General features: G+C 43.7%; 16 protein-coding genes. 5 read left to right on the plus strand and 11 right to left on the minus strand.

Annotation, left to right across the window (positions count from 1 at the left end; translation table 11 throughout):
• Positions 1 to 14: 14 nt before the first annotated feature.
• The 3 genes from ACFQ21_RS06165 to ACFQ21_RS06175 all read right to left on the minus strand — a co-directional run bounded on the left by ACFQ21_RS06165 (position 15) and on the right by ACFQ21_RS06175 (position 2,405).
• Complete coding sequence (locus tag ACFQ21_RS06165) at positions 15 to 1,370, minus strand: sigma-54-dependent transcriptional regulator (protein ID WP_377576318.1); 1,356 nt, start codon at positions 1,368 to 1,370, stop codon at positions 15 to 17.
• 81 nt (positions 1,371 to 1,451) lie between these two features.
• The gene (locus ACFQ21_RS06170) at positions 1,452 to 1,754 is read right to left on the minus strand and encodes a hypothetical protein (protein ID WP_377576321.1); all 303 of its coding nucleotides are present in this window, start codon (positions 1,752 to 1,754) and stop codon (positions 1,452 to 1,454) included.
• 294 nt (positions 1,755 to 2,048) lie between these two features.
• Complete coding sequence (locus tag ACFQ21_RS06175) at positions 2,049 to 2,405, minus strand: DUF6249 domain-containing protein (RefSeq protein ID WP_377576324.1); 357 nt, start codon at positions 2,403 to 2,405, stop codon at positions 2,049 to 2,051.
• 149 nt (positions 2,406 to 2,554) lie between these two features.
• Between ACFQ21_RS06175 and ACFQ21_RS06180 the strand changes: the two genes are divergently transcribed.
• Both ACFQ21_RS06180 and ACFQ21_RS06185 read left to right on the plus strand, forming a co-directional pair.
• A complete protein-coding gene (locus ACFQ21_RS06180) occupies positions 2,555 to 3,112 on the plus strand; it encodes an RNA polymerase sigma factor (protein WP_377576327.1) in 558 nt (185 codons plus the stop codon).
• Between the two features lie 4 nt (positions 3,113 to 3,116).
• Complete coding sequence (locus ACFQ21_RS06185; RefSeq protein WP_377576330.1) at positions 3,117 to 3,641, plus strand: hypothetical protein; 525 nt, start codon at positions 3,117 to 3,119, stop codon at positions 3,639 to 3,641.
• Between the two features lie 79 nt (positions 3,642 to 3,720).
• Here the strand turns inward: ACFQ21_RS06185 and ACFQ21_RS06190 are convergent, their stop codons facing one another.
• Both ACFQ21_RS06190 and ahcY read right to left on the minus strand, forming a co-directional pair.
• Complete coding sequence (locus ACFQ21_RS06190) at positions 3,721 to 4,020, minus strand: hypothetical protein (protein ID WP_377576333.1); 300 nt, start codon at positions 4,018 to 4,020, stop codon at positions 3,721 to 3,723.
• A gap of 151 nt (positions 4,021 to 4,171) precedes the next feature.
• Positions 4,172 to 5,479, minus strand: coding sequence for an adenosylhomocysteinase (ahcY, locus tag ACFQ21_RS06195; protein ID WP_377576336.1), 1,308 nt, complete (start codon positions 5,477 to 5,479; stop codon positions 4,172 to 4,174).
• A gap of 155 nt (positions 5,480 to 5,634) precedes the next feature.
• Here ahcY and ACFQ21_RS06200 point away from each other — a divergent pair, with 155 nt between their 5' ends.
• On the plus strand, positions 5,635 to 6,342 hold the full coding sequence (locus ACFQ21_RS06200) for a DsbA family oxidoreductase (protein ID WP_377576339.1): 708 nt from the start codon (positions 5,635 to 5,637) through the stop codon (positions 6,340 to 6,342).
• A 42-nt stretch (positions 6,343 to 6,384) separates the two neighbouring features.
• On the opposite strand, the gene ACFQ21_RS06205 is transcribed toward ACFQ21_RS06200, so the two are convergent.
• Positions 6,385 to 7,611, minus strand: a complete 1,227-nt coding sequence (locus tag ACFQ21_RS06205) for a sialidase family protein (RefSeq protein ID WP_377576342.1) — start codon at positions 7,609 to 7,611, stop codon at positions 6,385 to 6,387.
• 109 nt (positions 7,612 to 7,720) lie between these two features.
• Positions 7,721 to 8,113 carry a hypothetical protein gene (locus tag ACFQ21_RS06210; RefSeq protein ID WP_377576345.1) on the minus strand — a complete coding sequence of 131 codons (393 nt, stop codon included), beginning with the start codon at positions 8,111 to 8,113 and terminating at the stop codon, positions 7,721 to 7,723.
• 264 nt (positions 8,114 to 8,377) lie between these two features.
• Here ACFQ21_RS06210 and ACFQ21_RS06215 point away from each other — a divergent pair, with 264 nt between their 5' ends.
• Together ACFQ21_RS06215 and ACFQ21_RS06220 are read left to right on the plus strand one after the other, a co-directional pair.
• Complete coding sequence (locus ACFQ21_RS06215; protein WP_377576348.1) at positions 8,378 to 8,971, plus strand: hypothetical protein; 594 nt, start codon at positions 8,378 to 8,380, stop codon at positions 8,969 to 8,971.
• Positions 8,972 to 9,218: 247 nt separating this feature from the next.
• On the plus strand, positions 9,219 to 9,968 hold the full coding sequence (locus ACFQ21_RS06220) for a hypothetical protein (RefSeq protein WP_377576350.1): 750 nt from the start codon (positions 9,219 to 9,221) through the stop codon (positions 9,966 to 9,968).
• Between the two features lie 126 nt (positions 9,969 to 10,094).
• Here the strand turns inward: ACFQ21_RS06220 and ACFQ21_RS06225 are convergent, their stop codons facing one another.
• From ACFQ21_RS06225 to ACFQ21_RS06240, 4 genes are read right to left on the minus strand one after another with little or no spacing between them, the layout of a single operon-like run.
• The gene (locus tag ACFQ21_RS06225) at positions 10,095 to 11,396 is read right to left on the minus strand and encodes a phenylacetate--CoA ligase family protein (RefSeq protein WP_377576353.1); all 1,302 of its coding nucleotides are present in this window, start codon (positions 11,394 to 11,396) and stop codon (positions 10,095 to 10,097) included.
• Positions 11,393 to 11,767 (minus strand): holo-ACP synthase, encoded by a 375-nt coding sequence (gene acpS, locus ACFQ21_RS06230; protein WP_377576356.1) that lies wholly within the window; start codon positions 11,765 to 11,767, stop codon positions 11,393 to 11,395. The genes ACFQ21_RS06225 and acpS overlap by 4 nt, the downstream gene beginning before the upstream one ends.
• Complete coding sequence (locus tag ACFQ21_RS06235; RefSeq protein ID WP_377576359.1) at positions 11,764 to 13,422, minus strand: C45 family autoproteolytic acyltransferase/hydolase; 1,659 nt, start codon at positions 13,420 to 13,422, stop codon at positions 11,764 to 11,766. Before ACFQ21_RS06235 ends, acpS begins: the two co-directional genes overlap by 4 nt.
• Entirely contained in the window at positions 13,403 to 14,923 is a 1,521-nt protein-coding gene (locus tag ACFQ21_RS06240; protein ID WP_377576362.1) for a phytoene desaturase family protein, read from the minus strand. Before ACFQ21_RS06240 ends, ACFQ21_RS06235 begins: the two co-directional genes overlap by 20 nt.
• Positions 14,924 to 14,937 lie beyond the last annotated feature (14 nt).

Below are 14,937 nucleotides of genomic sequence, written 5' to 3' on the forward strand. Positions count from 1 at the left end.
ACTTCTTACTTCTATCACTCAATCCCATACTTCTCCATCTTCAAATAAAGCGTCTTCCTGTCGATATTGAGAATACGAGCCGCTTTCGATTTATTATAGCGTGCTTCCTTCAACGTGCGCATAATCATTTCGCGCTCCTGCACTTCCTGTAACGCTTTGAGATCATATACCGGAGCAGCAGGTTTACCTTTTGCCTGAAGCTCTTTAACGGCTGTAATCATTTCCACCGGTATAGCATCCATCTGTACGCGATCGCCTGTGGTAAGTAGCACAGCGCGCTTCACAACGTTCTTGAGCTCGCGTAAGTTACCGGGCCAGTCGTACGAAGCAAAGATGGCCAGTACATCATCGTCAAAGCCTATAACATTTTTACCGAGCTCTTTATTGGCACCTGTACGGAAGAACGTCAGAAACTCTTCGACATCATCGTTGCGCTCACGAAGAGCCGGCACACGCATTTTGAATTCATTCAACCGGTGGTATAAATCTTCGCGGAACTGTCCTTTGCGAACACTCTCGGCAAGATCATCGTTGGTTGCTGTAATGATGCGTACATCTACGCGTGACTCTTTGTTGCTGCCTACCGGTGAAATGATACGCTCCTGTATAGCACGCAGTAATTTTACCTGTACTTCGTACGAAAGGTTTCCAACTTCATCCAGGAATAACGTACCACCGTTGGCCATTTCGAACTGACCCGTTTTATCCTGCAGCGCACCGGTAAAGGCACCCTTTACGTGACCAAACAATTCGCTGGCAGCAAGATCTTTTGAAAGCGCACCACAATCAACCGCTACAAAAGTCTGCGAGGCGCGCTTGCTGTATTGATGAATAGAACGCGCTACATATTCCTTTCCGGTACCGCTTTCTCCTTCAATGATCACCGACATATCGGTAGGCGCAACGAGTCGTATATACTCATGCAGTTGCTGCGACTGCACACTTTTACCTTGCACAAAAGCACTGGTGCTGGCAACGGGAGCTGCTATTACTTCAGAAATTTTTCGTTTTTCTTTTTTGAGTGCCTGCGAAACAATCATCAGCAACTCATCCGGGTTTACCGGCTTGGTAATATACTCGAAGGCTCCTGCTTTGATCGCTTTTACAGCTGTACGTATATCCGAAAAACTGGTCATGATAATTACCGGTATATCGGGTGATGTATTCTTTATATCGAGCAATACATCCATACCGGTGGCATCGGGCAGGCGGTAATCCACCAGCACCAGGTCAAATGCTCCTGATGTAAACGTCTTTAATCCATCCTTCCCTTTATGACTCAGTTGAACTGAATATTTATGTTTTTTCAGAAACCCCTCCAGTATTCTGGAAAAGGTCAGGTCATCTTCAATTACTAGGATATTCGCCATAACTGGCCGAAAAATAAAAAAGAAAGCCGGAATAATTCCGGCTTTCTCAAATTAACAAATAGGGATTGTTTGGAGGGCGAATTAATCAACCTTTTTACCTTCTTTGTCGAACTTAACAGTTTTAGTTTCAGCACCGTTTTTCAGTTCAACTTCGTATGTATTTTTTGCTTTGTTGTGGTAAGCAGCGTTAATCAACCATCCGCGGTAATCTTCACCTTCCAATTGTTTCTTGATAGTTTGAGGAAGTTCTTCTGCCTTAATCTTTACTTTCTCATCCTGCATTTGTGTTGACTCAGTAGCTGCTGGAGCTGGTTCACTTGCTACTTGAGCGTTTGCTGCACCTATACCTGCAACTAATGCGAAAACGAACAATACTTTTTTCATGGTTTTAAAAAATTAAGTTAAACATTCATTCTGTTTACCTCTTATTACAATTATATGCCAAGGGAGCTCACTGACTAATAAATTACTGCACAACAACCACTTACAGTTATTAAAAGATTTTAACCGGACCGATACCTGTTGAATTGTTCTACAACGTGTTGGAAAACATATACGTTTACTACACGATATACACATGCTATATCGCTACATCACGAGCAATACTGTATAAACACAAGAGGACTGGCCAATATATATGCCAGTCCTCTTGTACATGTTACGACAACAAAGTAAGAACTAGAGTTGTTTTTCCTTCGCATTCTTGTTCTCTTCTATAACATAGGCGAGGCCGAGTCCTATACCTCCGAAGATGAACAGCATGGAGAAGTATGCTACTTCTTCTTCAAGCGCGAAGCTGCGCTCCAGAATGTGCCCTAACAGCAAGCCTAACCCTGCTCCTATCAGTAACAATGAAGCGCGCAACGGAAAAGATGTGTTTCTGATTTTACGAATGTTGAGGAACTCCGGGCTTACGCCTTTTTCGATCATCGCCATTCGTTCGGTGTTTTCGTACTTGCGCAGGTAAATGATCATTATAAAAAATCCAATGATGGAAATGATCGGGATCATGATGGCCAGAAATTCGATATTCATATACTTTATTATTTGAGATTTGCAGCTTTGACGCAGGCATTTACCATCACGTTACACGCCTTCACCAAAAGTTATTCAGTTATTATAGCAAGAAAATATAGCACAGAAGCTGTAACTTCCGCTGAAGACGCTGCGTCAAACCACGCAACATGATATTGGATCCGGATCTACCGCTAATTGACAGAATTCTGGCAGGTGAGCAGAATGTTTTTGCCGAGCTCATAAACCGGCACAAGCAGTATGCATATACTATTGCCGTAAAGATTCTGCAAAACAGACCGGAAGCCGAAGAAGCTGCGCAAGATGCCTTTATTAAAGCATATCAGAACCTGGCAGGCTTTAACCGGCAGGCACGGTTCTCTACCTGGCTATACCGTATTGTCTTCAACACTTCCATCAGCTATAAGCGAAAGAACAATAAAGTATTTCAGAGTATAGAGAATACCGTAATTGTATATAACCACGAAGGTGAAGTATCGCTAGAGAAAACGGACAAAACGCGCTATCTTAACCAGGCTATGATGAAGCTGAATGAAGCTGACCGCACTGCCCTGACATTGTTTTACCTCGATGAATTTTCGCTGGATGAAATTGCCGACATTACCGGTATGCAGGCCAATACGGTAAAGGTGCGCATACACCGGGCACGCCAGCGATTGGCAGATGAATTGAAAATATTATTGAACCACGAAGCGTTAACTTTGTAGGAACATGAACAGACTATCACAAGCACAAGAAGATATACTGCTTGAGTACCTGGATGGTACACTGGCTGCTCCAGCGAAAATAAAGCTTGAAGAAGAGCTTCGCGTGAATGCTTTGCTCCGTTTACGACTGGATGAACTGCGTGCTGTACATACTATATTTCAACACGCATCGCTTGCTGAACCTTCGCGTGATTTTACAGCGCGCGTTATGCAAAAGCTGGACACCGCTCCGTCACCAACACCTTCACGATGGCCTATACGCAATGCTATATTTTTACTGATCGGTGTATTAACTGCGATCGGCGCTGCAGCGCTGTTGATCGCTTCCGGAGTGTTTGACGGATCAACCAGCATCAGTCTCAATGACTCTTCGCTTCCTCAAAAAATTATTCAGCAGGAGATTCCAGTCTTTACATTCAGTGGAAAGCTGATCATAAACATCATCATCATGCTTAACATCGTGGTGGGTTGGATACTTTTGGACAGGGCTATTCTTCGACCTTACTTTCAGCGCAGGATGCAGGCCTAGGCTTTGTGTTGATGTTTGGTGAGGCTAAGATATACTTCGATAGATATACCCTATATATACTCTTCCTATATATTCTCAATTAAAGTCCACCGTCAGGTTTTTGTTCTTTGGGTTCGGGGCATTCGATCTTCCAGTCTCTGGAGAGGGCAATGGTTCCTTCTTTTGCTTTCTTGATTACTTCATCGCGCTTGCTGCTGAATTTGCAACCTATATCTACATAACGATACTTGGCTCCATCTACCTTGAAATTGAAGTGGCAGGTGTTAGAGGCTTTGTGCGTTTTCATGCACGAGAATTCGATATTTTCTCCCTGGTAGTAATTTCTGAATCCGGTTAGTGCGATAAACGAAAGAAGTATACAATAAAAAGCAGTTTTCATAGAAATTATCAATTGTAAGGTACAAACCAAAGGTAGAAAAGACTTCAGGCAATGTAAACACATAGAGCAACCGTTAGGCGACTGTACACGCCTGTAAACAAAAAAGCCCGCGATATAACCGCGGGCTTCTCCAATATAATTCAATGTTGAATTAATAGCGATAGTAATCCGGTTTGAACGGACCTTTTGTCTCTACGCCAATGTATTTCGCTTGTGCATCTGAAAGAATATCAAGCTCTACACCGATCTTCTTCAGGTGCAACGATGCCACTTTCTCATCCAGGTGTTTCGGCAGCATATATACTTTGTTCTCATACTTGTCAGAATGATTCCAAAGTTCCAATTGAGCCAGGGTCTGGTTTGTGAAAGAGTTAGACATTACAAATGAAGGGTGTCCCATAGCGCAACCCAGGTTTACCAGGCGGCCTTCTGCCAACAGGATTACCTGACGGCCACTCTTCAGTGTGTATAGATCTACCTGTGGTTTGATCTCGTCTTTCGTTGCATTCTTGTTAAGCCATGCTACATCGATCTCGTTATCAAAGTGTCCGATGTTACAAACGATAGCTTTGTCTTTCATGCTGAGGAAGTGACGCTCTACAACAATGTTGAAGTTACCGGTTGCAGTAACCACGATGTCAGCTTCCTTCACAGCATCGTCCATCTTCTTCACTGCATAGCCGTCCATTGCAGCCTGCAGCGCGCAGATCGGATCGATCTCGGTTACAATAACCCGGGCACCGGCACCGCGCAATGAAGCAGCAGAACCCTTACCCACATCACCATAACCCGCTACAACCGCTACTTTACCAGCGATCATAACATCGGTTGCTCTGCGGATAGCATCCACACAAGATTCTTTACAACCGTATTTATTATCGAATTTTGATTTGGTTACGGAGTCGTTGATGTTGATAGCAGGCAATGGAAGTTTACCATTGTGCATACGCTCAACCAGGCGGTGTACACCGGTAGTAGTTTCTTCAGATATACCTCTGATACCGGCTACGAGTTCAGGGAAACGATCAAGCACCATGTTGGTAAGATCACCACCGTCATCCAGAATCATATTCAAAGGCTTGCCATCTTTAAAAGCATGAAGCGTTTGCTCGATACACCAGTCAAACTCTTTTTCATTCATACCTTTCCAGGCAAATACAGGAATTCCGGCAGCAGCTATAGCAGCCGCGGCATGATCCTGCGTAGAGAAAATATTGCAGGATGACCACGATACTTCTGCACCAAGCTCAACCAGTGTCTCGATCAATACAGCAGTCTGGATAGTCATGTGAAGACAGCCTGCGATGCGTGCACCTTTCAATGGTTTTTGTTTACCAAACTCTTCGCGAAGAGCCATCAAACCCGGCATTTCAGCCTCGGCTAATGTTATTTCTTTACGACCCCATGGAGCCAGGGACAGGTCTTTAACCTTGAATTTGAGTTTTTCGTCTACGGTCATGTTATATATTGATTTTTTCTTTTAACTGGGAACACAAAAGTACAACAAAGGTTTGATATTTCATGCCGAAGAACGTCCTCAAAACCTTGGCACTCCCCCTGGACTGAACTATTGAAATACGATCCCTGTTTGCCTATCAAACAAAGAAATTATACATGAATACGCCTATAACAATGTTAAACAAGCCCGTTATCAAGATCGATGTCGTTTCGGATGTAGTATGTCCGTGGTGTTACATTGGTAAACGCAGGCTTGAAAAAGCGATGCAGCAACTTTCTTCTGAATATACCTTCGAAGTAGAATATCATCCGTTTGAATTGAACCCCGAGATGCCAGCACAAGGCACGAACCACAGAGCTTACCTGGTCGATAAATTTGGAAGTGAAGATCGTTACGAACAGATCACCAATCACACAACACAAGTCGCTGCTACGGAAGGACTAACCTTTAATTTCGATAAACAACATATATCACCCAATACCCGTAAAGCGCATGCCATTGTACAGCTTGCCAAGTTAAAAGGTAAAGACCTCACGGTTATTGAAGATCTCTTTAAAGCTTATTTTACAGAAGGTACAGATCTGACAAGTGATAAAAATCTTATTGCCCTGGCTATACAGGCTGGTCTTGACCGCGAAGAAGTAGAGTTGCTTTTATCCGATGAAGGCTCACTGAAACGCATTGCCGACATGGAGAAAGAAATGCATAAACTCGGCATCAGTGGTGTACCGTTCTATATCATTAACAGTAAATATGGAGTTTCAGGAGCACAGACTCCGGAGACATTTGTACAGGTATTCAAAGAAGTTGGCAAAGAAGTAACTTCCGGTGAAGCTTGTGATGTAGACGGCAAGAACTGCTAAATAAAATATAGATCGTTATCAGTTCGTATGAGTTGATAACGATCACTTCATTTTTGCAAGATCATCGTGTTTGATCACCGTTGTCAGTACAGTTGTTTTTCCCTGCTCAATGCGGGTCCATGCCGATACAATCGTTCCTTTACCGGCTGCTATATGGCAACTTACATTAGAAGCACTTTCTGTTTTAAAAGCACTTTCGCTGACTTTCACATTTTTGAAACTGGAGCCACCATCAACTGAATACGACATGTATATATCAGTCATGCCCTCTTCATTGCGATTGAAATATAGTATATAGATATACCCGGTAGTTTGGTCTACCGCCAGCCACGGACTATATTGATGGCCAGCCTCCACATCATTTATTTTCAAAAGGGATGTCCAGTTATCGCCAAAGTTATGCGAGCGTACAAACAACACATCCTGGTCGCTGCGCATCCAATCAGACCACACCAGGTACAGACTTCCTTTATAAGAACCTTTGCTTCGATCTGTTGAAATAACCGGCACCGTGGCACATCGTTTATCTCCGGTTACATTTTCATCACAGCCTTCTGACTGGCGGATGATGGCGATATCATTTGTCAACCATATTTTACCATTGAAGGAACGGTCGAGGTATATTTTGTTTTGGTTAGACCATGTGCAGTACTCCTTGCCATCAAAACTTACAACGGCCATGCTACCCGCAACAGTGTTGTGATCGTCTGTACAATTACCGGGTGTTTGCGAAAGTTCCTGGGGGTTACTCCATTTCTTTCCGCTTGAAGATGTAGTGAGTTGTACGTGTGAGAGGCAGTTGGCGTCACTGCTTATATATTTATCGAACTGTGTATAGGTGAGGTAAATATTATTCTTATCGTCCAACGTAACACTGGGAGCAACCTGGTCTTTCGTAGATTCTGCATTTACAGGTACGCCTTCGCTCCAGCTTTTCCCGCCATCTCCGGAAGTGTAGCTTATAATTTTATGGACACCGCCTTCTGCAGTTTGCAGAAAATAATACAAATCTCCTTTAGTGTCGGCAATCAATGCAGAATGTTCTCCTGCCGGAAAGGTTGCTGCACTTCGCTCCCACGTTGCTCCGCCATCTATACTATAATAGATACTGTTGCCGAGGGCAGCCGTTAGATACTGACTGTTTTTAGAGTTGAAGGCTATGCTGACGTTGCCCGAATTTTCTGCCTCAACGATTTGTGTGTTTTTAACCTGGGCTGTAGAATAAACAACGTTCAGAAGAACAAGGAGAGTAGCAAATACTTTGTACATAGGTGGTGTTTTACCTATACGCTAAAGTAATGTACAACACGTTAACTATAACATTTTCATGTAGAAGATATTCGGAATTTCATCTACACTTTCGCCAAAGCAAAGCGCTTTACTTCTTCTCTACGGTAACAGAACCTGTTTTTGTTTTTATCTGGTATACTCCTGCAGGCAGTGCAGACAGATCAATTTCGAATTTTGACATGCTGAGTATATGGATAATTACTTTGTCGTTCATGGATTTACCGGAAGCATTGTTCACGTCAATCTGATCGAGGTTAAGATCCAGGTTACCATCTTCATGTTTGGTGAGAATCACACTATAACGATTCGCATCAGCTACGCTAACACTGTCGCCTGACAGGTTGTTTGAAATGATTGTGATCTTGCCGGGTGCCGGTTTGGATTGTGCATGTTCAGTTACCTCAAGCGTATGAGATGATGCCTGAAAAGGTTTCACAATCGCGAGGGCAGCTATTAGTACGATGGCAGAATATGTTTTCATAATTACTTGGTTAGTCGTTCGAAACAGATACTACAACTTTGGTAACAGAAAGTAATTATTGCGTTTAAACGTAAAAAACGAATCTTTTCACAATTATGGCGTTGGAAAAATTCCAATTACGGGATAAAGATATACAGCATTTCCATTTTACGGATTAAGTCTCTGTTAATGTAATAAGGGTGTACCTTTATATTCCAATTCTACCCCTTGCTGTATTGTGTTAGTGCAGAACTTTACTTTTCTTGACACCAAAACTTAATCACTATGCTAAAAAGAATTTTTACAATCATGTTAGTGGCTGTGTCGTTGACCAGTTATGCCCAGAAAATCAAGATCACAGAAGGAAGCCTGAAGCCCCTGAAAGGCCAGAAATCTGTAAACACACAATTCACGTATGACAATATGCTGATTGGTGGTAAGGACCTTGCCGAGCAAGCTTACCTTGAGAAAAGAAAGAAAGAGCTTGATGAAAAAGAACCGGGCAGAGGTGACAAGTTTGAGGCAGCATGGTTTGCAGATCGCAAAGAGCGTTTCGAGCCGCAATTCCGCGAACTGTTCTCCAAGCACTCTGAAATGTCTACTGTAGATGAAAAAGCTCAGTATACGATCATCTTCCACACAACCCGTACGGAAGTTGGTTTCAACGTAGGTGTTGCCAGCAAGCCAGCCTATATAGATGCTGAGGTAACGATCGTAGAGACTGCTGATCCTACGAAAGTAGTTGCCAAGATCACCATTCTGAAATCACTGGGTTACCAGGCGATGGGTATGGACTTCGAAACCGGAGTTCGTCTGCAGGAAGCCTATGCAAAAGCTGGTAAAGAGCTGGGTAAACTTATCTCGAAAGAGGCTAAGTAATCAAAATTCATATAGTATATATAGCGGGCAGCCCAAAAGGCTGCCCTCATTTTTTCACAGAATTCTCCCCAATGTGAGTAACATTTACACAACGTTGCGAAACTCACGTATTTCCCTCTATATCCGTTTAAAGCTATAAAACTGAATCAATCGCCATAAATAACGGTTTATCCCTCGTTTTGGAACTGGCCGCCAAAGTTGTACAAAAGTTTGAAGAAGGCTTTGGCAGAACATAAACAATATGGCTATGATCAAAAGAATAGTATTTGCACTACCCGTTATAGGTATGCTTTGGAGTTGTGGCACCAAAGAAAAAGAACAACTCCGCGCGCAAGTGGACTCACTGCGTACTGAATTACAAATGAGTCAGCAAACTGCGGCTACTTTGGAAGAAGTAGGCTCTCTGATCGACTCCATCGATGCAAGTCGTCAATTACTGCGCACCGATGTTGTGGAAGGTACTTCTTACAAGGACTATAAAAGCCGCCTTTCGGCTATTAACCGTCACATAAGAGACACCGAAGCAAAAATCGCTGAACTTGAAAAGTCAGTTAAGACTTCCAAGAATGCATCTGCTGGTTACAACGCTACGATCAAGCGTCTGAAAAACGACCTTGAAGTAAGCACACAACAGATTGCTTCACTGCAACAGGAAGTTGAAAAAATGCGCTCTGAAAATCAGCAACTCGCTATGACTGTAAGCCAACGCGATTCTACTTTGACTGAAAGAGAAGGCGTGATCAAAATGCGCGAGCAGGATGTAGCGAACCTTGAGAACAAGGTTGTTGAAATCAACGCACAGGCAAACAAAACTCAGGCTGACATGTACTACGCTCAGGCTGCTGCTCTTGAAACTGCGGCTTCCCGAACCAAGTTTGCTCCAAAGAAGAAAAAAGAAACCCAGCGTGAAGCTCTTGAATTATACAAGCTGTCTTTATCGCTCGGTAAAACCGAAGCTCAGACTAAAATTGATGAGCTCGAAAAAGTAATAGGTTAGGTTAAAATTGCTCAGACAGGTAGGTTAGAGTAGAGTTAAGGTGGCTCCCAGGTGGGGAGGCACCTTTTCTTATTTCAGGGCAGTATATAACCGGGTATATATATACTGTGACTTACAACTTATATATCAGAAGTTACGGTTATCGATAAACTTCCGGATCTTGCGATCCATTTTGCCGAACTGAAGCTTCTCCAGCTCCTGGGCACTGGCAAAGTATATCTCCGGTACAACGCGCAGGCGCGATTGAAATATAGTAGACAAACGTTTCTTGATATCATCTTTCATCTCTTCACTTACCAGCAGGTGAAGTTTCAATTCATCGGTACCAAGTTCTCCTGTAGAAGCCTCCACGACATAATCACGAATGGATGACATTTCATTCAGCAACTCAAATATACCGGGAGGGTAAATAGTGGTTCCCTTTAACTTGATAAGTTGCTGCTTGCGCCCCAGTACAGGTCCGAGACGAAGTGTTGTTCTTCCACATGCACACGGTTCGGTATAGGCTACCGCTATATCTCCGGTTTTATAACGCAGCAAAGGCATACCTTCAACACCCAGTGTAGTAATGGTAACTTCTCCCGGCTCTCCGGCTGGCACCGGTTTACCGTTGTCGTCTAATACCTCTACTATTAATAACTCTGGATGGTGATGTCCGCCTATGCCCTGCTTACATTCTGTAAAGGCCGTTTGCATTTCAGACGAAGCATACGTGCTATACAGATCTATATTCCAGGCGTCCTTGATTTTCTGTCCGATGATATTCAGGTCGAATGCACCGGTGCGCAGCCCCTCCCCTATACAAATAGCTTTTTTTACAGAGCTCTTGTTGGGATCTATACCATTCTGCCGCGCATACTCAATCAGCTTTACAATGAACGATGGTACCGCTACGAGTGCTGTTGGTTTTAATCGCTCGATAGTTTCCCACTGCATGGCGGGCAACCCGGGGCCTACCCGCACGAGTCCTGCTCCGAGCTTGCGTATACCTTCATAGTATGCTATACCCGCCATAAACTGGCGATCGAGTGTTAACATCAATTGGTACAGATCATCAGGTGTACCATCTGCGCAGGCAAATGATATACATTCGTTATATGCGAGGCGATGAAGATCGTTATCAGTAAGGGCAAGTGTTACCGGTTTACCCAATGTACCCGAGGTACTGGCAAACTCTACGATGTCGCTTTTCGAAGCGGCTAAGAAATCCCAGTTGTTCTGCTGAAGATCATCTTTCGTAGTAGGTGGAATGCGCTGCAGATCTTCCAGAGTTTTTATAGACGCTATATCTATACTATGATTTGCGAAATGTCGCTGATAAAAAAGAGAATACTTTTGCAGGTATACCAGCAGTTCCTTCAGTTTATCTTCCTGAAAACTTCTGATGGCTGCCGCTGGCTTGAACTCTATTTCCGGTGTGTGTTTCATTGCTCGATAATAACTACTGCGCACGCCATGTCTTTCAGGTGCGAGAGTGATACATGTATTTTATTCCAATTGTTTTGAATGGCCTGTTCGTAAAAATTACCATGCAGCCTGATTCCCGGTTTGCCCAGTTCATCACTTACAATTTCAACTTCACACAAATCATGTCCGGCCAGTAAACCCTTTCCTGTTGCTTTCAGAAATGCTTCCTTGGCAGCAAAGCGCACTGCATAGTGTTGTCCTTTGTTGGACATCGATTCACAGAATGATATTTCAGCAGGAGAAAAAACCTTCTCGGTAAAGCCATTCTTCCGGGCTACGCGTTCAGCAACACGATCAACTTCAATAATATCGATGCCCGTGCCCAGAATCATTTCAGTTTCTCTTCTGCTTTTTTCAGATTCTTCTCCATATGCTCTTTCTCCTGCAACGTAGCAATTTCTTTGGTCAATCCCAGCCTATAGATTTCAACGGCTTTATTGTATTGCCCATGGTCGAGGCAGTAGTCACCTGCCAGCATATAGGCATGGTACGAGTTCGGATTCCACGCTATCAGACTATCCGGTTGTATATCGGTTCTCGGGTTGAACGGAAAACGATACGGATGAAATTTGGTATAACGCGTATAGTCTTTCATGGTCAGGAATGTATCCGCAGGAATGGTCAAGGTAGTTTCATATACCTCTTCATTCTTCGTCATCTTCCTGGCAAAGACCTTATTCAAATCGTAACAAACAAATTTACCCAGTTGCCACGGTGCTGTTGAGATCCATACCAATCGCTTCTCCGGTTGAAAAATTATACCATGGTGCGCCACCAACTGATTAACCAGTTTTTCGTTCCCCATGCCTATATCTGCTCCGCCCAATCCTTTTTGATTGCGTAGTATAGATGCAGTCTTCACCACCGAGTTCTTTCCGTTCTGTTGCAACAGTTCTTCTACACGCTGATAGCGATAAGGTGATGCACTGGTGCGCATGTGTTCGCGATTGAGTTCAGTTTGTCCTAATGTCTTCCCCTGAAAATGATTCGTACTCACAAGCTGATCGCCCGGTGCTTCGTAGAAATCTATACCTTCCGGAGTTTTTTCAATGAGTGCTGCCTTGCCGTCTTTCGCAGAACCAATGAGGAATGATTCCGCTACAAACATCTTGTGCTTCTCGGCTATAGCATACGCTTCTTTAATGGTAGATGCATACTGCAGTATTTCGCGCGCCACCAATGAAACCGGTGTTGCTGATGCCGAAGGTACATCAGATTTCGCTGCGTTGATTGTTACCGTAAGTCCTTCAGCATTCATCCCCGACAGTACACCGGTCATTCCTCCAAATGTTACCATCATGAATTTATAGCCTTTATCAGGACTATAGAATGCCATGATCTTGTCGCGGGCAAAATCATCGCCTACATAAAAATCAAAATTACGACCGATGATGAGTGTGCTGTCTTCCGAGTGAGAGCCCCATGTAGCAAAGGCTGTACATCCTACCAGCGACATATTCTGCAACGCATGGCCTATATCATGTGCTGCGTGATAGTTGAGTATACGTTGATACGGAGTCGCTATATCATCAAAATCATGAGAAGCCACCTGCGATATTCCATAGATCTCCTGTTTATACTCTTCCGATATATGTTTGTCCAGATCGCGGTTAAACCATCCGACAAAATACTTGAGTATATTCAGGTAAAACGAAGAGGGCACCAGTCGATGAAGCTGCCCGGTAAATACTTCTTCCTGGTATTGCACCAGTTCATGCGTAAGCTTACCATTTACCACGCCACGCTCGAAGGGAGTTCCTTCTACATATAGTTCGTACAAACCGCTTTCGCTTTTACGAAACCAGTTGTTGCCAATGGTATATAACCCGGAATCAGGCTGCTCTACTTTTGCATCGAGTATAGCGAGTGAAGCCGGCACCGGAGGGTCAACCGTGGCAACACTTCGTACATAAACCAGAAGTATCACGATCAATACGATCAATATGGCCACTATCCAGGCGGCGATCTTAGCTAGCTTTCTGAGCATCTCTCACTTTTTGAATCAGATAATCAAGTCCTAAAAGACTAGAGCATGTCATAATTGCGCTGATCGTTACTCCGAGTACACCGTGCATATTGATGTTTTGTCCTGTCAACAGCAGATTCGGAATTTTGGTTTGAGGCGCTATAAACGTCTTCAACGGCTCGCGGTAATCCTTGGCATAGCCGTACAGTGAGCCATCATCTGTTCCAATATAATCGCGGGCAGAAAGTGGTGTTGCGCATGTATAGGATTTGATATTTTCTTTAAAACCAGGAAAATGCTTCTCCACCATGTCAAAAAGTTTTTCAGCCTTCTCGCGCTTGAAAACTTCGTAGTCTGCGCCACGATCCGCTTCGTGCGACACTGTGTTGAAGGTTGCCTCCCACTGCTTAACATCTTCCATGCGCATATACGACATCACCGTAATACCTTCTGCATGCTCTGGTGAACGTGATGAAGGTGTGAAGAACAACGCATACCCGCGCGGCCATGTGCTCTCGGTGTACTTATCGCCACACCACGCATTCTCCTCCGCGAAATAATAATAATTGCTGTTGATATACTTGAAGGAATCTTTCTTCATCACCACGTTCGCATAGAACACCGATATAGTACTCTCCAGACTTTTCAACCGCGAACGATAGGCATTCTTGATCATTTGCGTCTCGGTCATCTCCACGGTTTTCAACGGGTGCACATTTGAAATGAAGGTCTTTGCGTAGTAGCGGTCGCCGTTCTCGGCTTCAGCATACGTGATCTTACGATCTTCTTCTTTCAGCTTCACGATCTTTACGTGCTTGATAACTTTACCGCCACGCGATGTAATTTCTCTCGCCAGCAAGCGGGCTATCTGCGAACCTCCGTCTACAAATTTCCAGGAGCTTTCAACATAGTGGTTCACAATCAATGCGTGAACGAACAATGGAGTTTTATAAGCATCACCGGCATATAGCAGGTTGGTGCCTGCTAAAACAGTCTGTAGCTTTTTATTGGTTGTTAATGATTCGAGAAACTCCTGTGTATCGGTCTGGTAGGCTTTCGCTGAATCGGTATAGGAACCAGCCTGTACGTTGTAAAGTGGAAAATTTTTACAGATGTCCTGAATGGTTTCGCAATACTTACGAATAGCCGGCTCTTCATCCGGAAAATATTCCAGCATCTGGCGTATGAAGTTGTCATAGCCTTGCGCGTATTTATATACTGTAGGATCGTCTCCGAATATCAAACCATCCACAAAGTCTTCATCCATCTTGCGCAGTTTCAGTTTGTCCATAATACCGAAGTATTTGAAAAACTGGTAGAGGTTCTGTCCTTCACTAAGACCGCCAACATAATGCACACCGGTATCGAATATAACTTTATCGCGGGCAAAGGTCTGGAGCATACCTCCTATCTGCTTGTTCTTTTCAAGCACACAAACATTATAGCCTTCTTTGGCCAGAATGGTGCCGCAGGCCAAACCGCCTAAACCGCTTCCAATAATAACTACATCGTACTCTTGCATTTCTATTTGGGTCG

The sequence above is a fragment of the Ohtaekwangia kribbensis genome, from assembly GCF_042676245.1.
Taxonomy (GTDB): domain Bacteria; phylum Bacteroidota; class Bacteroidia; order Cytophagales; family Cyclobacteriaceae; genus Ohtaekwangia; species Ohtaekwangia kribbensis.